The sequence below is a fragment of the Enterobacter sp. BWH52 genome (assembly GCF_001037565.1).
Taxonomy (GTDB): domain Bacteria; phylum Pseudomonadota; class Gammaproteobacteria; order Enterobacterales; family Enterobacteriaceae; genus Enterobacter; species Enterobacter hormaechei_C.
This window is the reverse complement of record NZ_KQ089854.1, coordinates 936,254-957,396: the sequence shown is the minus strand read 5'-3', so window position 1 is coordinate 957,396 and position 21,143 is coordinate 936,254. Positions and strand designations below refer to the sequence as shown.

21 protein-coding genes are annotated in these 21,143 nt (G+C 54.5%); 14 read left to right on the top strand and 7 right to left on the bottom strand.

Going from position 1 to position 21,143, the window contains the following annotated elements; all coding sequences use genetic code 11:
- Nucleotides 1-49 precede the first annotated feature (49 nt).
- Together tig and bolA are read right to left on the bottom strand one after the other, a co-directional pair.
- The gene (tig, locus tag SK47_RS04495) at nt 50-1,348 is read right to left on the bottom strand and encodes a trigger factor (RefSeq protein ID WP_015571277.1); all 1,299 of its coding nucleotides are present in this window, start codon (nt 1,346-1,348) and stop codon (nt 50-52) included.
- Between the two features lie 331 nt (nt 1,349-1,679).
- Nucleotides 1,680-1,997, bottom strand: a complete 318-nt coding sequence (gene bolA / locus SK47_RS04490; RefSeq protein WP_003859051.1) for a transcriptional regulator BolA — start codon at nt 1,995-1,997, stop codon at nt 1,680-1,682.
- A 303-nt stretch (nt 1,998-2,300) separates the two neighbouring features.
- Between bolA and SK47_RS04485 the strand changes: the two genes are divergently transcribed.
- The 8 genes from SK47_RS04485 (at nt 2,301) to SK47_RS04445 (ending at nt 11,176) form a co-directional block, all read left to right on the top strand.
- Complete coding sequence (locus SK47_RS04485) at nt 2,301-2,879, top strand: lipoprotein (protein ID WP_003859052.1); 579 nt, start codon at nt 2,301-2,303, stop codon at nt 2,877-2,879.
- Between the two features lie 45 nt (nt 2,880-2,924).
- Nucleotides 2,925-4,400, top strand: a complete 1,476-nt coding sequence (ampG, locus tag SK47_RS04480; RefSeq protein WP_048243543.1) for a muropeptide MFS transporter AmpG — start codon at nt 2,925-2,927, stop codon at nt 4,398-4,400.
- Between the two features lie 479 nt (nt 4,401-4,879).
- Entirely contained in the window at nt 4,880-5,827 is a 948-nt protein-coding gene (gene cyoA / locus SK47_RS04470; protein WP_003859054.1) for a cytochrome o ubiquinol oxidase subunit II, read from the top strand.
- A gap of 16 nt (nt 5,828-5,843) precedes the next feature.
- Nucleotides 5,844-7,835: a cytochrome o ubiquinol oxidase subunit I gene (gene cyoB, locus SK47_RS04465; protein ID WP_048243542.1), complete on the top strand. Its 1,992-nt coding sequence runs from the start codon at nt 5,844-5,846 to the stop codon at nt 7,833-7,835.
- The gene (locus SK47_RS04460; protein ID WP_003859057.1) at nt 7,825-8,439 is read left to right on the top strand and encodes a cytochrome o ubiquinol oxidase subunit III; all 615 of its coding nucleotides are present in this window, start codon (nt 7,825-7,827) and stop codon (nt 8,437-8,439) included. Before cyoB ends, SK47_RS04460 begins: the two co-directional genes overlap by 11 nt.
- Nucleotides 8,439-8,765 (top strand): cytochrome o ubiquinol oxidase subunit IV, encoded by a 327-nt coding sequence (locus SK47_RS04455; RefSeq protein WP_006809888.1) that lies wholly within the window; start codon nt 8,439-8,441, stop codon nt 8,763-8,765. Before SK47_RS04460 ends, SK47_RS04455 begins: the two co-directional genes overlap by 1 nt.
- A gap of 11 nt (nt 8,766-8,776) precedes the next feature.
- Nucleotides 8,777-9,664, top strand: coding sequence for a heme o synthase (gene cyoE, locus SK47_RS04450; protein WP_003859062.1), 888 nt, complete (start codon nt 8,777-8,779; stop codon nt 9,662-9,664).
- A 150-nt stretch (nt 9,665-9,814) separates the two neighbouring features.
- Nucleotides 9,815-11,176 (top strand): MFS transporter, encoded by a 1,362-nt coding sequence (locus tag SK47_RS04445; RefSeq protein WP_022650465.1) that lies wholly within the window; start codon nt 9,815-9,817, stop codon nt 11,174-11,176.
- 32 nt (nt 11,177-11,208) lie between these two features.
- Here SK47_RS04445 and SK47_RS04440 read toward each other — a convergent pair whose 3' ends face one another.
- The gene (locus tag SK47_RS04440) at nt 11,209-11,700 is read right to left on the bottom strand and encodes a YajQ family cyclic di-GMP-binding protein (RefSeq protein ID WP_017383179.1); all 492 of its coding nucleotides are present in this window, start codon (nt 11,698-11,700) and stop codon (nt 11,209-11,211) included.
- Nucleotides 11,701-11,825: 125 nt separating this feature from the next.
- On the opposite strand from SK47_RS04440, the gene panE reads away from it, so the two are divergent.
- Together panE and yajL are read left to right on the top strand one after the other, a co-directional pair.
- Entirely contained in the window at nt 11,826-12,737 is a 912-nt protein-coding gene (gene panE / locus SK47_RS04435) for a 2-dehydropantoate 2-reductase (RefSeq protein WP_022650464.1), read from the top strand.
- Nucleotides 12,700-13,290: a protein deglycase YajL gene (gene yajL / locus SK47_RS04430; RefSeq protein WP_003859085.1), complete on the top strand. Its 591-nt coding sequence runs from the start codon at nt 12,700-12,702 to the stop codon at nt 13,288-13,290. Before panE ends, yajL begins: the two co-directional genes overlap by 38 nt.
- Before the next feature lie 125 nt (nt 13,291-13,415).
- On the opposite strand, the gene thiI is transcribed toward yajL, so the two are convergent.
- Complete coding sequence (thiI, locus tag SK47_RS04425; protein ID WP_048243541.1) at nt 13,416-14,864, bottom strand: tRNA uracil 4-sulfurtransferase ThiI; 1,449 nt, start codon at nt 14,862-14,864, stop codon at nt 13,416-13,418.
- Between the two features lie 178 nt (nt 14,865-15,042).
- Between thiI and xseB the strand changes: the two genes are divergently transcribed.
- From xseB to SK47_RS04405, 4 genes are all read left to right on the top strand, one after another.
- Complete coding sequence (gene xseB / locus SK47_RS04420) at nt 15,043-15,285, top strand: exodeoxyribonuclease VII small subunit (protein WP_003859094.1); 243 nt, start codon at nt 15,043-15,045, stop codon at nt 15,283-15,285.
- Nucleotides 15,286-16,185 carry a (2E,6E)-farnesyl diphosphate synthase gene (ispA, locus tag SK47_RS04415; protein ID WP_032608639.1) on the top strand — a complete coding sequence of 300 codons (900 nt, stop codon included), beginning with the start codon at nt 15,286-15,288 and terminating at the stop codon, nt 16,183-16,185.
- 24 nt (nt 16,186-16,209) lie between these two features.
- Complete coding sequence (gene dxs, locus SK47_RS04410; RefSeq protein WP_023315518.1) at nt 16,210-18,072, top strand: 1-deoxy-D-xylulose-5-phosphate synthase; 1,863 nt, start codon at nt 16,210-16,212, stop codon at nt 18,070-18,072.
- A 62-nt stretch (nt 18,073-18,134) separates the two neighbouring features.
- Nucleotides 18,135-19,109 carry an aldo/keto reductase gene (locus tag SK47_RS04405; protein ID WP_023315517.1) on the top strand — a complete coding sequence of 325 codons (975 nt, stop codon included), beginning with the start codon at nt 18,135-18,137 and terminating at the stop codon, nt 19,107-19,109.
- A 69-nt stretch (nt 19,110-19,178) separates the two neighbouring features.
- Here the strand turns inward: SK47_RS04405 and thiL are convergent, their stop codons facing one another.
- The 3 genes from thiL to ribE form a co-directional block, all read right to left on the bottom strand.
- Nucleotides 19,179-20,150, bottom strand: a complete 972-nt coding sequence (gene thiL / locus SK47_RS04400) for a thiamine-phosphate kinase (protein ID WP_023315516.1) — start codon at nt 20,148-20,150, stop codon at nt 19,179-19,181.
- A gap of 77 nt (nt 20,151-20,227) precedes the next feature.
- Entirely contained in the window at nt 20,228-20,647 is a 420-nt protein-coding gene (gene nusB / locus SK47_RS04395) for a transcription antitermination factor NusB (protein WP_006809908.1), read from the bottom strand.
- Nucleotides 20,648-20,668: 21 nt separating this feature from the next.
- Nucleotides 20,669-21,139 (bottom strand): 6,7-dimethyl-8-ribityllumazine synthase, encoded by a 471-nt coding sequence (gene ribE / locus SK47_RS04390; protein ID WP_003859098.1) that lies wholly within the window; start codon nt 21,137-21,139, stop codon nt 20,669-20,671.
- Nucleotides 21,140-21,143 lie beyond the last annotated feature (4 nt).

Here is a 21,143-nt window from a genome sequence, read left to right as displayed (position 1 = left end):
CCGGAGGGCAACGGGTTTTTTGTTCAAACTTTAAACCGTTGGGGCGAAATTACGCCTGCTGGTTCATCAGTTCGGTGAAAGAGGTCTCTTTTTCGGTGACTTTCGCTTTCGCCAGTACCGCTTCTACAGCCTGCTCTTCCAGCGCGACGTTGCGCATGTTGTCCATCAGCTCTTTGTTCTTACCGTAGAACTCGATCACTTCTGATGGATCTTCGTATGCAGAAGCCATCTCTTCGATCAGGCCTTTCACACGCTCTTCGTCAGCTTTCAGCTCGTGGGTACGAATCACTTCGCCCAGCAGCAGGCCAACAACAACGCGACGTTTCGCTTGCTCTTCGAACAGCTCGCGTGGCAGTTCCATCGCTTGCTGCTGGTTGCCACCGAAGCGCTGTGCAGCCTGACGGCGCAGAACGTCGATTTCGCTGTCGATCAGGGCAGCAGGAACGTCGATGTCGTTCGCTTTCACCAGACCTTCAATCGCCTGAGACTTCACGCGGTTACGTACAGCGCCGTTCAGCTCGCGCTCCATGTTTTTACGCACTTCGGTACGCAGGCCCGCAACAGAACCGTCTTCCACGCCGAAACGCTTGATGAATTCTTCAGTCAGTTCTGGCAGTTCGCGCTCTTCCACTTTCTTCAGGTTGATAACGAACTTCGCTGCTTTACCTTTCAGGTTTTCAGCGTGGTATTCTTCAGGGAAGGTCACGTCGATGGTGAACTCTTCGCCCGCTTTGTGGCCTTTGATACCGTCTTCGAAGCCTGGGATCATACGACCCTGGCCCATCGCCAGTACGAAATCAGACGCTTTACCGCCTTCGAACTCTTCGCCGTCTACAGAACCGGTGAAGTCGATGGTTACGCGGTCTTCTGCGTCAACAGCGCCTTCTTTCTCTTTCCAGTTCGCCTGCTGCTTACGCAGGGTATCCAGCATGCCGTCAACGTCTTCGTCGGTCACGGAAACGATCGGTTTTTCAACTTCGATAGATTCCAGACCTTTCAGCTCAACTTCCGGGTACACTTCGAACTCTACGGAGTAGGTGAAGTCTTCGCCCTGCTTGTATTCGCCTGGAACGTAGTTCGGCGCACCGGCTGGATTGATTTTTTCTTTGATGATCGCGTCGATAAAGTTGCGGCTCATCAGTTCACCCAGCACATCCTGACGCACGGAAGCGCCATAACGCTGAGCAACAACATTCATTGGTACTTTGCCCTTGCGGAAGCCGTCAATACGTACTTTTTTTGCTACGTTGACCAGCTCGCTTTTCACAGCAGTTTCGATGCTGTCAGCAGCGATAGTAATCGTTACACGGCGGCCAAGGCCTTGAGTGGTTTCAACTGAAACTTGCATCTTGTTACCTCAAAAAAATCACAGTGCTCGGTCAACTCTGAATCTGTCTGTTATACCGGGATGCTCTCTTATGTGCAGATTCACATTCCCTGTCGCCAGAATCATCCCGAAGACATTCAATAAGACGCGGCATTATAGCGGCATCACTTAGGTGAGTCGAGAACGGTTGGAGCATGTTGCTGCGGCTTTTTTCACACTTTAAGGCTATTTTTAGCCTTAAAAACGCGCCATCCGCTCAAAACTCAGACAAAACAAAACGGCCCGAAGGCCGTCTTGACGAAATCTGTAAGCAACATACTGGAAAAACTCCGGCGGTTGCAAATCCGATTTATCAGGCGATGGTGCCTGCACCCCGACAAGGCGGTGATGCGAATACCGTATCCTGTAGCCCTTCCCATTCCTTAATGGTGTAGGTATGCAGCGCCAGCGCATGTACGGTTGTGGAGAGTTCTTCCGTCAAGGTGCTGTAGATCAAGCGGTGTCGGTTCAGGAAACGTTCTCCCGTGAAGCGATCGCTGACCAGAACCACTTTAAAGTGGCTTTCAGAACCTGCCGGCACGTTATGACGATAGCTTTCGTCGACAACTTCGAGAAACACAGGGTTGAACGCTGCCCTTAATTTTTCTTCTATCTGTTCACGTATCATCATGAAATCACTCCTCCGACAACGCTAAGATGTCACCCATCCCTTTAAATATTAGCCGCTTTTACCGGTTCCATTACGCCTTGACAACAAATATTTAGCTTTCGTCTGATTTTCTCACCCAAACGAATGAAGTTCACTATGTGGTTCATACGTTTTGTCACTTACAGGCAGAGAAAAGCGGAAAGGTGGTCAGTTTTCGGACAAGGCGATGAATTTACATGCGTTGACCACTTCCCCTGGCCGTTAGCGATGTTATGATGGCGGCAATTTTTCTCTTTTTGCTTACGATTCGTTGAGAACCCGAAAATGTTAAAAAAACTCTTCTTTCCGTTGGTAGCACTCTTTATGCTCGCCGGCTGCGCGACTCCGCCGACGACCATTGACGTTTCACCAAAAATTACCCTGCCTCAGCAGGATCCAAGCCTGATGGGCGTTACGGTCAGCATTAATGGCGCCGATCAGCGTCAGGACCAGGCGCTGGCGAAAGTGACTCGCGACAACCAGCAGGTCACGCTGACCGCCTCCCGCGACCTGCGCTTCCTGTTGCAGGAAGTGCTGGAGAAACAGATGACCTCCCGCGGCTACATGATTGGCCCAAGCGGCGCGGTTGATCTGCAAATCATCGTGAACAACCTGTACGCTGACGTCTCCCAGGGTAACGTTCGCTACAACATTGCGACTAAAGCCGATATCGCCATCATCGCTACCGCGAAGAACGGCAACAAAATGAACAAAAACTACCGTGCGAGTTATTCCGTTGAAGGCGCATTCCAGGCCTCCAACAAAAATATCGCTGACGCGGTTAACAGCGTGCTGACTGACACCATTGCCGACATGGCACAGGACACCAGCATTCACGACTTCATCAAGCAGAACGCCCGTTAATCCTGCTGACTGACCCGGTGCTTCACCGGGTCAGTTCATAAGAACATGTCCAGTCACTACTTACGCATTTTCCAGCAACCGAAATCAGCTATTCTGCTGATCCTTGGTTTCGCCTCCGGTTTGCCCCTTGCGCTCACCTCCGGCACGTTACAGGCGTGGATGACGGTTGAGAACATCGATCTTAAAACCATTGGTTTCTTCTCGCTCGTCGGCCAGGCTTACGTCTTTAAGTTCCTGTGGTCGCCGGTGATGGATCGCTATACCCCACCGTTCCTCGGGCGCCGTCGCGGTTGGTTAGCGATGACGCAGGTGCTGCTGTTGCTGGCCATTGCCGCAATGGGTTTCCTTGAGCCGTCAACACAGCTGCGCTGGATGGCCGCGCTTGCGGTGGTCATCGCCTTCTGCTCCGCTTCGCAGGACATTGTTTTTGACGCCTGGAAGACGGACGTCCTGCCAGCGGAAGAGCGTGGTGCCGGTGCGGCAATCAGCGTGCTTGGCTACCGCCTGGGTATGCTGGTTTCCGGCGGGCTGGCCCTCTGGCTTGCCGACCGCTATCTCGGCTGGCAGGGAATGTACTGGCTGATGGCCGCTCTGCTGATCCCCTGCATTATTGCCACGCTATTCGCGCCTGAACCGAGCGATGTGATTCCGGTTCCCCGCTCGCTGGAGCAGGCCGTCGCCGCACCGCTCCGCGACTTCTTTGGTCGCAATAATGCCTGGCTTATCCTGCTGCTGATTGTCCTTTATAAGCTCGGCGACGCTTTCGCCATGAGTCTGACCACCACCTTCCTGATCCGCGGCGTCGGGTTTGATGCGGGCGAGGTCGGCGTGGTGAACAAAACCCTGGGGCTGTTTGCCACGATCGTCGGCGCGCTGTACGGCGGCGTATTGATGCAGCGTCTGTCGCTGTTCCGTGCTCTGCTGATCTTCGGCATCCTTCAGGGCGCTTCGAATGCCGGTTACTGGCTGCTGTCGATCACCGACAAGCATATGATCAGCATGGCGACGGCGGTATTCTTTGAAAATCTGTGCGGAGGTATGGGCACTGCGGCATTTGTCGCCCTGCTGATGACGCTGTGCAATAAGTCATTTTCCGCCACCCAGTTTGCCCTGCTCTCTGCCCTCTCAGCCGTCGGGCGCGTGTACGTAGGTCCCGTCGCGGGCTGGTTTGTTGAAGCCCACGGCTGGCCGACATTTTATCTCTTCTCTGTGGTGGCGGCTGTGCCGGGGATTTTATTGTTGCTGGTCTGTCGCCAGACGCTGGAATATACCCAGCGGACGGAACACTTCATGCCGCGCACGGAATATCAGGCTGCTTACCGGTTTGCCCTGCGTCTGCTGATGGCAGGTTGTCTTGCGCTGGTAGTGTGGCTCGCGGTTCTCATTATCAATGCGACGACCACCTTGTCGCTTCCTTTTGAAACCCAGCTGCTTGATGCAGGCGTGTTTCTCGTCATCGTGGGTATCCTGACCGGTGGGATGCTGGATTTCATGTCACTGCGGAAAACGCAGATGACATGAAGTAAAAAGCGAAAGGTTATTTCCCGTTGTAATAACGACACGAAATTATAACGGCGAAATAACCGCCATCGGCAAAAAAAAATATTTGTTGTTTTGTGCGGGATAGCATTCGGAAATTATTGGAGCTTATTTCGCTACGCTATTTTCCGTTAAACGATTCAGCATTCGAAAGATTGAATTTTCGTTTTTTAGTTGTCTTTTTATTGATAATTAATTGTTAATTATTTGTGTATTTTCCGCAATGGTTATACCAATTGTCCCTTTTGCGGTATGCTGGGGCACCCTTTCGTTATAACGCCCACTCCGTGCGGCTTCCCCCGGAAAACGCGACATAATTTGCAACACTTGTGACATGTGCGGCAGAACCCGGTAACACCTTCCTGACACAGGGCTAATGATGTTTACAGTAATGTAACCTTCCCGTAAAATGCCCCCACACTTTAAACGCCACCAGACTCCCGTGGAATTGAGGTCGTTAAATGAGACTCAGGAAATACAATAAAAGTTTGGGATGGTTGTCATTATTCGCAGGCACTGTATTACTCAGTGGCTGCGATTCTGCACTACTAGACCCCAAAGGACAGATTGGACTGGAACAACGTTCATTGATACTGACGGCTTTTGGCCTGATGTTGATTGTGGTTATTCCTGCCATCTTGATGGCTGTTGGTTTCGCCTGGAAGTATCGTGCGAGCAATAAAGATGCGAAGTATAGCCCTAACTGGTCACACTCCAATAAAGTGGAAGCTGTGGTCTGGACGGTACCTATTCTGATCATCCTGTTCCTTGCTGTACTGACCTGGAAAACCACTCACGCACTTGAGCCGAGCAAACCGCTGGTTCACGATGAAAAACCTATTACCATTGAAGTGGTCTCCATGGACTGGAAATGGTTCTTCATCTATCCAGAACAGGGCATTGCTACCGTGAATGAAATCGCCTTCCCGGCGAACACTCCGGTTCAGTTCAAAGTGACCTCCAACTCCGTAATGAACTCCTTCTTCATCCCACGTCTGGGTAGCCAGATTTACGCGATGGCCGGTATGCAGACTAACCTGCACCTGATCGCGAATGAAGCAGGCACCTACGACGGTATCTCCGCCAGCTATAGTGGCCCGGGCTTCTCGGGTATGAAGTTCAAAGCTATCGCTACGCCAGACCGCGCGACTTTCGACCAGTGGGTTGCAAAAGCGAAGCAGTCTACCAACACCATGTCTGACATGGCGGCGTTCGAAAAAGTGGCTGCACCTAGCGAATACAACAAGGTGGAGTACTTCTCTAACGTGAAACCGAATCTGTTCAAAGATGTTATTGGCAAATTTATGGATCACGGCATGAGCATGGACATGACCCAGCCTGAAGGCGAGCACAACACGCACCAGGGTATGGAAGGCATGGACATGAGCCACGCGGAAACCGCTCACTAAGGGGCCGAGGAAGAAAATGTTCGGAAAATTGACACTGGATGCAGTGCCCTACCATGAACCGATTATTATGGTTACGGTGGCTGCAATTATCATTGGTGGCGCGGCCTTAGTTGGCCTGATCACTTACTTCGGTAAGTGGAACTACCTGTGGAATGAGTGGCTGACTTCGGTTGACCACAAAAAACTCGGTATCATGTACTGCATCGTCGGTATCGTCATGTTAATTCGTGGCTTTGCGGATGCAATCATGATGCGTAGCCAGCAGGCGCTTGCGTCTGCGGGCGAAGCCGGCTTCCTGCCACCGCACCACTACGATCAGATCTTTACCGCCCACGGCGTTATCATGATCTTCTTCGTGGCGATGCCGCTGGTAATCGGTCTGATGAACGTGGTCGTTCCGCTGCAAATCGGCGCGCGCGACGTTGCGTTCCCGTTCCTGAACAACCTGAGCTTCTGGTTTACGGTTGTCGGCGTTATCCTGGTTAACCTGTCACTGGGTGTGGGCGAATTTGCTCAGACCGGCTGGCTGGCCTACCCGCCGCTGTCGGGAATTGAGTACAGTCCGGGCGTGGGCGTTGACTACTGGATTTGGGCGCTTCAGCTCTCCGGTGTCGGTACCACTCTGACCGGTATTAACTTCTTCGTGACCATCCTGAAGATGCGTGCACCAGGTATGACGATGTTCAAGATGCCAGTATTTACCTGGGCATCTCTGTGCGCCAACGTCCTGATTATCGCGTCGTTCCCAATTCTGACCGTCACCATCGCGCTGCTGACCCTGGATCGCTATCTGGGTACCCATTTCTTCACGAATGATATGGGTGGCAACATGATGATGTACATCAACCTGATTTGGGCCTGGGGTCACCCGGAAGTGTACATCCTGGTTCTGCCGGTGTTCGGTGTGTTCTCCGAAATCGCGGCAACCTTCTCGCGTAAACGTCTGTTTGGTTACACCTCTCTGGTGTGGGCAACCGTATGTATTACCGTTCTGTCGTTCATCGTCTGGCTGCACCACTTCTTCACTATGGGTGCGGGCGCCAACGTAAACGCCTTCTTCGGTATTACCACCATGATTATCGCGATCCCGACCGGGGTTAAGATCTTCAACTGGCTGTTCACCATGTACCAGGGCCGTATCGTGTTCCACTCAGCCATGCTGTGGACCATCGGCTTCATCGTGACCTTCTCCGTAGGTGGGATGACCGGGGTACTGCTGGCGGTACCTGGTGCTGACTTCGTTCTGCACAACAGTCTGTTCCTGATTGCGCACTTCCATAACGTTATCATCGGTGGCGTGGTCTTCGGCTGCTTCGCTGGCGTAACCTACTGGTGGCCAAAAGCGTTCGGCTTCACGCTGAACGAGAAATGGGGTAAACGCGCGTTCTGGTTCTGGATCATTGGCTTCTTCGTAGCATTTATGCCGCTGTACGTGCTGGGCTTCATGGGTATGACCCGTCGTCTGAGCCAGCAGATCGATCCGCAGTTCCACCCAATGCTGATGATTGCAGCAGGCGGCGCAGCGCTGATTGCCTGCGGTATTCTGTGCCAGCTGATTCAGTACTACGTGTCTATCCGTGACCGTAACCTGAACCGCGACCTGACCGGTGACCCGTGGGGTGGCCGTACGCTGGAGTGGTCTACCTCTTCTCCACCTCCGTTCTATAACTTTGCCGTAGTGCCACACATTCATGAGCGTGACGCATTCTGGGAAATGAAAGAAAAAGGTGAAGCGTACAAGCAACCTGAACATTACGAAGAGATCCATATGCCGAAAAACAGCGGTGCGGGCATCGTCATTGCCGCCTTCGCAACGGTATTTGGTTTCGCAATGATCTGGCACATCTGGTGGATGGCGATTGTTGGCTTCGCTGGCATCGTAATCAGCTGGATTGTGAAGAGCTTTGACGAGGACGTGGACTACTACGTACCAGTCCGTGAAGTTGAAAAGCTGGAAAACCAGCATTTTGACGAGATTTCTAAAGCGGGGCTGAAAAATGGCAACTGATACTCTGGCGCACTCGACTGCCCACGCGCATGAACATGCGCACCATGATACAGGACCGACGAAAGTCTTCGGTTTCTGGATCTACCTGATGAGCGACTGCATCCTGTTCTGCTGTCTGTTCGCAACCTATGCCGTTCTGGTGAACGGCACAGCGGGCGGCCCGACCGGTAAGGACATCTTTGAGCTGCCGTTCGTACTGGTTGAAACCGCACTGCTGTTATTCAGCTCCATCACCTACGGCATGGCGGCTATCGCCATGTACAAAAACAACAAGAGCCAGGTTGTCTCCTGGCTGGCGTTGACCTGGCTGTTTGGTGCTGGCTTTATCGGGATGGAAATCTATGAATTCCATCACCTGATCATGGAAGGTTTCGGCCCGGATCGTAGCGGCTTCCTGTCAGCGTTCTTCGCGCTGGTCGGCACCCACGGTCTGCACGTGACCTCGGGTCTGATCTGGATGGCGGTACTGATGTTCCAGATCTCCCGTCGCGGCCTGACCAGTACTAACCGTACCCGTATTATGTGCCTGAGCCTGTTCTGGCACTTCCTGGACGTGGTATGGATCTGTGTGTTCTCTGTTGTCTATCTGATGGGGGCGATGTAATGAGTCATTCTAACGATCATGGCGCTTCCCACGGCAGCGTAAAAACCTACATGACAGGTTTCATCCTGTCGATCATTCTGACGGTGATCCCGTTCTGGATGGTGATGAACGGTTCTGCATCTAAGCCGGTTATCCTGGGCGCAATCCTGGTGACCGCGGTGATTCAGATTCTGGTGCATCTGGTTTGCTTCCTGCACATGAACACCAAGTCCGATGAAGGCTGGAACATGACGGCCTTTATCTTTACCGTGATTATCATCGCTATCCTGGTAGTCGGTTCCATCTGGATTATGTGGAACCTTAACTACAACATGATGGTTCACTAAGAGCGGCGAGTATGTTTAAGCAATACCTGCAAGTCACGAAACCAGGCATCATCTTTGGCAACCTGATCTCCGTAATCGGAGGGTTCCTGCTGGCCTCTAAAGGCAGCATTGATTACACCCTCTTTATTTACACGCTGGTCGGTGTGTCACTGGTGGTTGCGTCCGGTTGTGTATTTAACAACTACATCGACATGGATATCGACAAGAAGATGGAAAGGACCAAAAATCGGGTGCTGGTTAAAGGCCTGATTGCCCCTTCCGTCTCGCTGGTGTACGCCACCTTGCTGGGTATTGCTGGCTTTATGCTGCTGTGGTTTGGTGCTAACCCGCTGGCCTGCTGGCTGGGGGTGATGGGGTTCGTGGTGTATGTAGGCGTCTACAGCCTTTATATGAAACGTCACTCCGTCTACGGCACGCTGATTGGTTCTCTCTCCGGCGCTGCGCCGCCGGTGATTGGCTATTGCGCCGTCACGAACGAGTTCGACAGCGGTGCGCTGATCCTGCTGGCTATCTTTAGCCTGTGGCAGATGCCGCACTCCTACGCCATCGCGATTTTCCGCTTTAAGGATTATCAGGCGGCGAACATTCCGGTTCTGCCGGTCGTGAAAGGCATTTCGGTTGCCAAGAACCACATCACGCTCTACATCATCGCTTTTGCCGTGGCAACGCTGATGCTCTCTCTGGGCGGTTACGCCGGATATAAATATCTGGTGGTAGCAGCTGCGGTGAGCGTCTGGTGGCTCGGCATGGCCCTGCGCGGTTACAAAGTGGAAGATGACAAGGTTTGGGCACGCAAGCTGTTTGTGTTCTCGATTGTCGCCATCACCTCCCTGTCCGTGATGATGTCCGTAGACTTCATGGTGCCTGATTCACAAAACCTGCTGACTTACGTCTGGTAAGCTATAGCAAGGACATAAAGGGGTGCTTCGGCACCCCTTTTTTATTCATGAAATCTATTAGTAACGTATGTAATATTTGTTAAATAACCGATTATTTACCCCGCCCCTTCCCCGCACTACACTATGGCCTGCTTTTGAACTGAGGTGGTAATGAACGATTATAAAATGACGCCAGGCGAACTGCGTGCGACCTGGGGTTTAGGGACTGTTTTCTCGCTGCGGATGCTTGGCATGTTTATGGTCCTGCCCGTTCTGACCACATATGGCATGGCGTTACAGGGTGCCAGCGAAGCGCTGATCGGTCTGGCGATCGGTATCTACGGCCTGGCGCAGGCAATATTCCAGATCCCCTTTGGCTTGCTCTCCGACCGAGTGGGTCGCAAACCGCTGATTGTCGGCGGGCTGCTGGTGTTTGTGCTCGGCAGCATCATCGCCGCCCTCTCCCACTCCATCTGGGGAATTATTCTTGGGCGCGCCCTGCAAGGTTCCGGGGCGATTGCCGCCGCCGTGATGGCGCTGCTGTCAGACTTAACCCGCGAGCAAAACCGCACCAAAGCCATGGCGTTTATCGGCGTCAGCTTTGGCGTCACGTTTGCCATTGCCATGGTGCTGGGGCCCGTTATCACCCATTCACTCGGCCTGCACGCCCTGTTCTGGATGATTGCGGTGCTGGCGACCATCGGGATCGCACTCACGCTGTGGGTTGTACCTGACAGTAAAAACCACGTCCTCAACCGTGAATCCGGGATGGTCAAAGGCTGCTTCAGCAAAGTCATCGCCGAGCCGCGCCTGCTTAAGCTGAACTTCGGCATTATGTGCCTGCACATTCTGCTGATGTCCACCTTTGTCGCCCTGCCCGGTCAACTGGCCTCAGCAGGTTTTCCGGCGGCAGAGCACTGGAAAATTTATCTGGTCACAATGCTGATCTCGTTTGTCTCCGTTGTGCCCTTCATTATTTACGCCGAAGTGAAGCGCAAAATGAAACGCGTCTTCGTGGGCTGCGTGGCGTTACTGCTGATTGCCGAGATTGTGCTGTGGGGCGCCGGCCCGCATTTCTGGGAGCTGATCGCTGGCGTACAACTGTTCTTCCTGGCCTTTAATCTGATGGAAGCCCTGCTGCCGTCGCTTATCAGCAAAGAGTCTCCGGCAGGATACAAAGGCACCGCGATGGGCATTTACTCCACCAGCCAGTTTCTCGGCGTGGCGATCGGCGGGTCACTCGGCGGCTGGGTGGATGGTCTGTTTGACTCCCAGACCGTTTTCCTCGCCGGTGCGCTGCTGGCGATGCTCTGGCTGTTTGTGGCCAGCACCATGAAAGAGCCGCGTTACGTGAGTAGCCTGCGGGTAGAAATTCCCGATGACGTGGCAATCGGTGACGCGTTACAACAGCGTCTGGAAGCGACAGAGGGCGTGAGCGAAGTGCTGATTGTCCCGGAAGAGCGCAGTGCGTATGTCAAAATTGACAGCAAAGTGACTAACCGCTTTGAGGTAGAGCAGGCGCTGAAGGCCTGAAAAAATGCCCGGTTTAGCCGGGCATGATTGTCTTAATCGCGGAAGTTTTTAAACTGGAATGGCTGACCGAGATCGCCGCCACGCACCAGCGCCATCACGGATTGCAGGTCATCACGGGATTTTCCGGTCACGCGGATCTCTTCCCCCTGGATCTGCGCCTGCACTTTGAGCTTACTGTCTTTGATAAGCTTCACGATTTTCTTCTGCACGGCGCTTTCAATTCCCTGCTTCAGCTTCGCTTCCACAAACCAGGTTTTGCCGCTGTGAACAAAATCTTCCGGCACATCGAGTGAGGTCCCTTCAATGCCGCGCTTGAGCAGCTTGGCGCGCAGGATATCCAGCAACTGGTTGACCTGGAAATCAGACTCGCTCAGGACTTTGATCGTCTTGTTCGCGTCGTTCAGTTCAATGGTCGCCTCAACGCCACGAAAATCGAAACGTGACTCAACCTCACGGACAGCATTTTCTACGCCGTTACGCGCTTCCTGCAAATCAACTTCAGAAACAATATCGAAAGATGGCATCTTTTCTTCTCCCTTCATTTTTGTTGCGTTGCATAATACCCGCAACGAGGCATAACGAGAAGCTTAGCTGATGGCGCTATACTTAGCGTCATAGCACCTGGCGCCGTTGCAGGTGAGGAGGAACGATGAAAGTAACAGTGCTTGGATGCGGAGCCCTTGGCCAACTCTGGCTTACAGCGCTATGCAAACAGGGACACGACGTTCAGGGCTGGCTGCGAATTCCCCAGCCCTATTGCAGTGTGAACGTGATGGGTACAGACGGTTCAATTTTTAATGAGTCTTTGACGGCAAACGATCCGGAATTTCTTGCCACCAGCGATTTGCTGCTGGTCACGCTGAAGGCCTGGCAGGTCTCCGATGCGGTGAAAAGCCTGGCCGCCCAGTTACCTGAAAGCACGCCAATCCTGCTGATTCACAACGGTATGGGTACCATTGAAGAGCTAAAATCTGTCCGGCAACCGCTGCTGATGGGGACAACCACCCACGCGGCGCGTCGCGACGGTAACGTCATTATCCATGTTGCCAGTGGTATCACTCATATCGGTCCCGCGCGTGAACAGCCCGGCGATTACAGCTATCTTGCGGATACCCTGCAAAGCACGCTGCCTGACGTCGCCTGGCACAATAACATTCGCGCGGAACTGTGGCGCAAACTGGCGGTGAACTGCGCGATTAATCCGCTGACCGCCCTGCTGGATTGCCCTAACGGTGAACTGCGCCAGCATCCTGATCGGGTAGCGCTGATTTGCCGGGAAGTTGCCGCCGTCATTGAACGCGAAGGCTACCACACCTCAGAGTCCGATTTACGTTATTATGTCGACCAGGTGATTGAGAGTACGGCAGAAAATATCTCCTCAATGTTGCAGGATATCCGGGCTATGCGGCATACCGAAATTGATTACATTACCGGTTATCTGTTAAAACGCGCCCGGGCACACGGCATTACCGTTGCGGAAAACAGCCGTCTGTTTGAGTTAGTAAAACGAAAGGAGAGTGAGTATGAGCGCATCGGCACTGGTATGCCTCGCCCCTGGTAGCGAAGAGACAGAAGCGGTCACCACCATTGATTTGCTGGTACGTGGTGGTATTAAGGTTACTACCGCCAGCGTCGCCAGCGACGGAAGCCTGGCGATTACCTGCTCGCGTGGGGTGAAGATTCTGGCGGATGCACCGCTTGTACAGGTGGCGGACGGTGATTACGACATTATCGTTCTGCCGGGTGGTCTGAAGGGGGCTGAGTGTTTCCGCGACAGCCCGCTGCTGGTTGAAACCGTTCGTCAGTTTCATCTTTCCGGGCGTATCGTCGCGGCAATCTGTGCAGCCGCAGGTACGGTGCTGGTTCCGCACGACATTTTCCCCATCGGCAATATGACCGGCTTCCCTGGTCTGAAGGATACAATTCCGGAAGACCAGTGGGTGGATAAACGCGTGGTCTGGGATCCGCGCGTTAACCTGCTCACCAGCCAGGGGCCGGGCACCGCCATTGATTTTGGCCTGAAGATTATTGACCTGCTGGTTGGGCGCGAAAAAGCGTACGAAGTCGCGTCATCACTGGTGATGGCGGCGGGGATTTATAACTACTACGAATAAAAAAGTCGGGTGGCGCAAGGTAAAAGCAAAACGGCAACCCGAGGTTGCCGTTTTTAATGTTTGCGGCCTCTCCCTGTGGGAGAGGGACGGGGTGAGGGCATCAGGCCGCACTCCCCGACAATAAACTACGGGCGATACACCTTCACGTTCGCGAAGCCCTGCTCACGCAGATACAGCGCCTGCAAACGGCTCATGACCCCACGCTCACACCACAGCAGATACGTTTTGCTCTGGTCGAGATCGCCAAACTGGGTGCTCAGCTTGTAGAACGGCAGCGAAACCACCTCCACGCCTTCCACCTGCAACGGCTTGTCATCCTGCTCATCAACAGAACGGATATCCAGAATCGTATCGTTAGCACCAAAGCCGCTGACCGTCTCCACCTCAACCACTTCCTGCTCGGTCTGCTGGGCGATCTCACGGATATCGATGTTGGACGCTTCCGCCACCACTTTTTCCAGGATGCTGAAATCGAAGTTCTCTTCTTCCGCTTCGATCTTCGCCTTCACCGCTTTAATGGTTGGACTTTTTGAGATCACACCGCAATATTCCGGCATGGTACGGGCAAAATCTTCGGTACCGATTTCGCGCGCCAGATCGATGATGTGCTCTTTATCATGGGAGATCAGCGGACGCAGGATCAGGGTATCAGACACGTTGTCGATCAGGCGCAGGTTGGTCAGCGTCTGGCTGGAGACCTGCCCCAGCGCTTCACCGGTGACCAGCGCCTGCACGCCGTAGCGTTCAGCCACTTTGGATGCCGCACGCACCATCATGCGCTTCAGGATGACGCCCATCTGGCCGTCGTCCACTTTCTCCAGAATCTCGCCGACCACCGGTTCGAAATTGATTGCCACAAAACGCACGCGGTGGGAGCTGCCGAAGCGGTTCCACAGGTAATGCGCCACCTGACGAACGCCGATTTCATGCGCCGCGCCGCCCAGGTTAAAGAAGCAGTAGTGCACGCGGCAGCCGCGACGCATCAGCATGTAGCTGGAGACACCGGAGTCGAAGCCGCCCGAGATCAGCGACAGCACATCTTCCTGCGTGCCGATCGGGAAACCACCAATACCTTCATAACGACCCTTAACCAGCAGCAGACGATCGTTCTCGATCTCAAGATTAACGGTAACGTCCGGGTTAGTCAGGCGCACGCGCGCCGTCTCAACGTGCTGGTTCAGACCGCCGCCAACGTAGCGCTCGACTTCAATCGAGCTGAACTCGTGTTTACCACGACGCTTCACGCGCACGCAGAAGGTTTTGCCTTCGATCTGGTCGCGGTACTGTACCAGCGCCTTTTCGAAGATATCGTGCATATCGCTGAACGGAACGTCTTCCACTTCCAGAATATGATGAATACCAGGAATACGGGTCAGCGCGTCGCGAATATCAAGACGTTTGCTTTCGTCTTTCGCGCGGACTTCAACGTGGTCCCAGTGACGCACCACAGCGAGCGTTTCGTCGTAGTGTTTTAATACGTTACGAATGTTCCCGGTGAGAATTTTAATAAAGCGCAAACGCACAGATTGGCTTTTGATGGTGATTTCGGGGAACAATTTAATGATAAACTTCATGGCGGCAATGTTTCTTAGGCAAGCTTATAAAGGCTTGTAGTGGAAAATGATACAGCAGCCCACACCCGTGGCTGCATCCAGGCGCGCAAGTATACCACCATCGCGCCACTCGCGTTATTTGATAATTGCCCCGAGTCCGTTACCATGTTGGGGCGAAGAATATAAGAGTTAATTCACTATGCCGAAGAAGAACGACGCACCGGCCAGTTTTGAAACTGCGCTGAGTGAGCTTGAGCAGATTGTTACCCGCCTCGAGAGCGGCGATTTACCGCTGGAAGATGCCCTCAACGAATTTGAACGCGGTGTGCAGCTTGCGCGCCAGGGGCAGGTAAAGCTTCAGCAGGCCGAGCAGCGTGTGCAGATCCTGCTTTCCGACAGCGAAGACGCTAAAACCACGCCATTCACACCGGACGCCGAGTAAATGGATTTCTCCAACGCGCTTCAGGCGCGCGTCATCCGCGCCAACGACGCGCTGCGCCGTTTCATTGAGCCGCAGCCTTTTCAGAACACTCCACTGGTTGAAGCCATGCACTATGGCGCACTCTTGGGGGGTAAACGCCTGCGTCCATTCCTGGTGTATGCCACGGGCAACATGTTCGGTATCAGCGATAACACGCTGGACGCCCCGGCAGCCGCCGTGGAGTGTATCCACGCCTATTCGCTGATCCACGATGATTTGCCAGCCATGGACGATGACGATCTGCGTCGCGGTCAGCCAACCTGCCATATCAAATTTGGCGAAGCGAATGCCATTCTGGCGGGTGATGCGCTGCAAACTCTGGCCTTCTCCATTTTGAGCGATGCGCCGATGGTTGAAGTGAGCGATCGCGATCGTCTGGCAATGGTGTCCGAACTGGCAATGGCCAGCGGCGTCGCCGGGATGTGCGGCGGCCAGGCGCTGGATTTAGAGGCTGAAGGTCGTCAGGTTACTCTGGAACAGCTGGAGCGCATCCACCGTCACAAAACGGGCGCACTGATTCGTGCAGCCGTTCGCCTGGGCGCGCTGAGCGCGGGTGAACGCGGGCGTAAAGCCCTGCCGATTCTGGACAGATACGCAGAAAGTATCGGTCTGGCATTCCAGGTTCAGGATGACATTCTGGATGTGGTGGGCGATACTGCAACATTGGGAAAACGTCAGGGTGCGGATCAGCAGCTTGGCAAAAGTACCTATCCCGCCCTGTTGGGCCTTGAGCATGCCCAACGTAAAGCCCGGGATCTGATAGACGATGCCCGCCAGTCGCTGAATGAGCTGGCCGCGCAATCGCTGGATACCTCGGCACTGGAAGCGCTAGCGGACTACATAATCCAGCGTGATAAATAAACTATAAATCTCGATGAGCCTTTGATGAGTTTTGATATTGCCAAATACCCGACACTGGCGTTAGTTGACTCCACTCAGGAGTTACGTCTGTTGCCGAAAGAGAGTCTGCCGAAGCTGTGTGACGAGCTGCGTCGCTACCTGCTCGACAGCGTTAGCCGCTCCAGCGGCCACTTCGCCTCCGGACTTGGCACGGTTGAGCTGACCGTGGCGTTGCATTACGTCTATAACACGCCGTTCGATCAGCTGATCTGGGATGTCGGCCACCAGGCCTATCCGCACAAAATTCTGACCGGTCGTCGCGATAAAATTGGCACCATTCGCCAGAAAGGGGGCCTGCACCCGTTCCCGTGGCGCGGCGAGAGTGAATATGACGTGTTAAGCGTCGGCCACTCTTCCACCTCCATTTCTGCGGGCATTGGTATTGCCGTTGCCGCCGAAAAAGAGAATAAACAACGTCGCACTGTCTGCGTGATTGGCGACGGGGCGATCACCGCCGGGATGGCCTTTGAGGCCATGAACCACGCGGGCGATATCAAACCGGACATGCTGGTGATCCTCAACGATAACGAAATGTCGATCTCCGAGAACGTCGGCGCGCTGAATAACCATCTGGCGCAGCTGCTGTCCGGCAAGCTTTACTCCTCACTGCGTGAAGGCGGTAAAAAAGTCTTCTCCGGCGTACCGCCGATCAAAGAGCTGCTTAAGCGTACCGAAGAACACATCAAAGGCATGGTCGTGCCGGGTACGCTGTTCGAAGAGCTGGGCTTTAACTATATCGGCCCGGTGGACGGCCACGATGTGCTGGGCCTGGTGACGACGCTTAAAAACATGCGCGACCTGAAAGGCCCTCAGTTCCTGCATATCATGACCAAAAAAGGGCGTGGTTACGAACCGGCGGAGAAAGATCCGATCACCTTCCACGCGGTGCCTAAGTTCGACCATACCAGCGGCTGCCTGCCGAAAAGCAGCGGCGGGATGCCGAGCTACTCAAAAATCTTCGGCGACTGGCTGTGCGAAACGGCGGCGAAAGACAACATGCTGATGGCGGTGACGCCTGCCATGCGTGAAGGCTCCGGCATGGTGGAGTTTTCCAAAAAATACCCGGACCAGTATTTCGACGTCGCCATTGCCGAGCAACACGCGGTCACTTTTGCTGCGGGCCTGGCGATTGGCGGCTACAAGCCGGTGGTGGCGATCTACTCTACCTTCCTGCAACGCGCCTACGATCAGGTTATCCATGACGTTGCCATCCAGAAGCTGCCGGTGCTGTTTGCTATCGATCGCGCGGGCATTGTGGGGGCTGACGGCCAGACGCACCAGGGCGCGTTTGATCTCTCCTTCCTGCGCTGCATCCCGGACATGGTGATCATGACGCCAAGCGACGAAAACGAGTGTCGTCAGATGCTGTATACCGGTTACCACTATCAGGACGGCCCCTGCGCCGTACGTTATCCGCGCGGTAATGCCCTTGGCGTTGAATTACAGCCGCTGGAAAAACTGGATATCGGTAAAGCTCTGGTGAAACGCCGCGGTGAAAAAGTGGCGATCCTGAACTTTGGTACGCTGATGCCGGAAGCGGCAAAAGTCGCTGAAAACCTTAATGCGACGCTGGTCGATATGCGCTTCGTGAAGCCGCTCGATGAATCTCTGATTCTGAGCATGGCGGAAAGCCATGACGTGCTGGTCACGCTGGAAGAGAACGCCATCATGGGTGGCGCGGGTAGCGGCGTGAACGAAGTGCTGATGGCGAACCGTAAAGCCGTTCCGGTGCTTAATCTCGGCCTGCCGGACCACTTCATCCCGCAAGGCACCCAGGATGAGGCGCGCGCCGACATTGGTCTGGACGCCGCCGGTATCGAAGCCAAAATCCGCACCTGGCTGGCCTGATCCCTCCCCTTTTCTGCTCCTGCTATGCTTAAACGTATTGTTTAAACAGCAGGAGCGGAACCATGCAATACACGACATTAGGAAAAACGGACCTTAAGGTGTCCCGGCTTTGCCTGGGATGCATGACGTTTGGCGAGCCTGACCGGGGAAATCATGCCTGGACGCTGCCGGAAGAGAGCAGCCGCCCCATCATCAAGCGCGCCATTGACGGCGGCATCAACTTCTTCGATACCGCCAACAGCTACTCCGACGGCAGCAGCGAAGAGATTGTTGGCCGCGCCCTGCGAGATTTTGCCCGTCGTGATGACGTTGTGGTCGCCACTAAGGTGTACTACCCGTCAGGCGACCTGGCGGAAGGCCTTTCTCGCGCGCAGATCCTGCGTTCTATTGATGACAGCCTCAGACGCCTGAACATGGATTACGTCGACCTGCTGCAAATCCACCGCTGGGATTACAACACCCCGATCGAAGAGACGCTTGAAGCGTTGAACGACGTCGTGAAAGCCGGTAAAGCGCGCTACATCGGCGCATCGTCCATGCATGCCTCACAGTTTGCCCAGGCGCTCGATCTCCAGGCACAGCACGGCTGGGCGCGCTTTGTCACCATGCAGGATCACTACAACCTGATTTACCGGGAAGAAGAGCGCGAGATGCTGCCGCTCTGCTACCAGGAAGGCGTGGCGGTGATCCCGTGGAGCCCGCTGGCGCGCGGAAGGTTAACCCGTCCGTGGGGCGAAACCACCGCCCGGCTGGTATCGGACGAAGTGGGTAAAAACCTGTATGACGATACAGAAACCAGCGATGCGTTAATTGCCGAACGCTTAGCCGGGATCGCCGACGATATCGGTGCAACGCGCGCGCAGGTGGCACTGGCGTGGCTGCTGAGCAAGCGCGGTGTCGCCGCGCCGATTGTGGGCACATCGCGGGAAGAACAGCTGGATGAGTTGTTGAGTGCGGTGGACTTATCGTTGACGCCGGAGCAGATTGCCGAGCTGGAGACGCCGTATCAGCAACATCCGGTGGTAGGGTTTAAATAAACAATTCAGGGAACAAAATCCGTAGGCCGGGTAAGCGCAGCGCCACCCGGCAATACAGAGCGCACAAAATTACGCGAAGTGATCGTACCCTTTCCAGTCAAGCGTAACCGGGGCGCCGTCGCGGACAAACAGCAGCCCTTCACTTTCCGGCATCACCTGCCCGATGCAGGTAAATTTCGCCCCCAGATGCGCTAACGCCACATCCAGTGTTCCGCGATTCAGCTCAGGCACCGTGAAGCACAGCTCATAATCTTCTCCACCGGATAACGCCCATCGCAGCGCCTGCTCAGGCTCGGCATGGCGACGCAACGGCTCTGACAGAGGAAACAGATCCAGATCGATCCGCGCGCCCACGCCGCTGGCTTTCAGGATATGGCCGAGATCGGAGATCAGCCCGTCAGACAAATCGATAGCCGAACTGGCCCGCTCGCGCAGCGCCTGGCCGTGCAAAATACGCGGCGTGGGCCGGAGATGGCGCTTCACCAGGTACGCCGCATCGTCAGCATCTTCAACCGTTAAACGGTTCTGAAGGATTGCCAGCCCTGCCGCGCTATCCCCCGGCGTACCGGTCACGTAGATCCAGTCGCCCGGTTTTGCGCCCGAACGTTTCAGCGCGCGCCCGGCAGGCACATAGCCGTGGATTGCCAGGGTCATCGACAGCGGACCGGCAGTGGTATCACCGCCAATCAGCTGCATATCGTAATAATTCAGCTGCTCAAACAGGGCATCGCTGAAGGCTTCAAGCCAGGCTTCATCCACCTCTGGCAAGGTCAGAGCCAGCGTCAGCCAGGCCGGGTCGGCGCCCATTGCCGCCAGATCGCTGACGTTAACCGCCAGTGCTTTATACGCCAGATCGGCAGGATCGATGTCGGGCAGGAAATGTCGCCCACACACTAAGGTGTCGGTGCTGATTGCCAGCGTCTGTTTTTCGGGAATATTGAGAAGTGCGCAGTCATCGCCGATGCCGGTTTCAACATCAAGACGAGAGGTTCTGACACGGTCGAAATAACGGGCAATCAGGGAGAATTCGCCACATGCCATACGTTATGCCTCAGCAAATAAAAGAAAAAACCGGAGCCACACTGCCCGTCAGGCAATGCAGAACTCCGGTTTGCGGATCACTTTTTGTGGGGACGGATCGCAGGTGCGGCTTTATCCAGCACGCCGTTAACAAACTTGTGGCTGTCTTCAGCGCCGAAGGTTTTCGCCAGTTCGATCGCTTCGTTGATGGCCACTTTGTACGGCACATCATCACGTTTAGACAGCTCAAACAGCGCGATACGCAACACTGCTTTTTCGACCTGGCCCAGCTCTTCGAGCAGACGGGACAGGTATGGCTTCATCAGACCATCGAGATACGCGCTATTAGTCGCCACTCCCGACAGCAGTTCACGGAAGTACAGAACGTCAACGTCTTTCACGTCCTGTTCTGACAGGAACTGGTATTCAACATCAGCGATGTCGTTCTGGGACAACTGCCAGGAGTAAAGTGCCTGGACGGCACATTCACGGGCGCGGCGACGAGCAGCAGGTTTCACGGAATTCCCCTTACAAAAAAATCAGGCCTTGATGGCTTTCAATACATTGATCATTTCAAGCGCGGTCAGTGCAGCTTCTGCACCTTTGTTACCGGCTTTGGTGCCAGCACGTTCGATGGCTTGTTCAATACTTTCGGTGGTCAGCACGCCGAACGCGACAGGAATTTCAGCATCCTGCGCAACGTGCGCCAGACCATTGCTTGCACCGCCCGCAACGTATTCGAAGTGCGCAGTGCCGCCACGAATAACAGTACCCAGCGCAATCACCGCGTCGTATTTACCGGTTTTCGCCAGCGCGCCCGCTGCCAGTGGCAGTTCGTAAGCACCTGGTACCCAAACGACGGTAATGTTGTCATCTTTAACCTGGCCGATACGTTTCAGGGCGTCAACCGCACCTTCCAGCAGGCTATCATTGATGAAGTTGTTGAAACGCGCAATGGTGATGGCGACGCGAGCGTCCGGGGTAGCTACAGCAGCTTCAATAATGTTCATACTC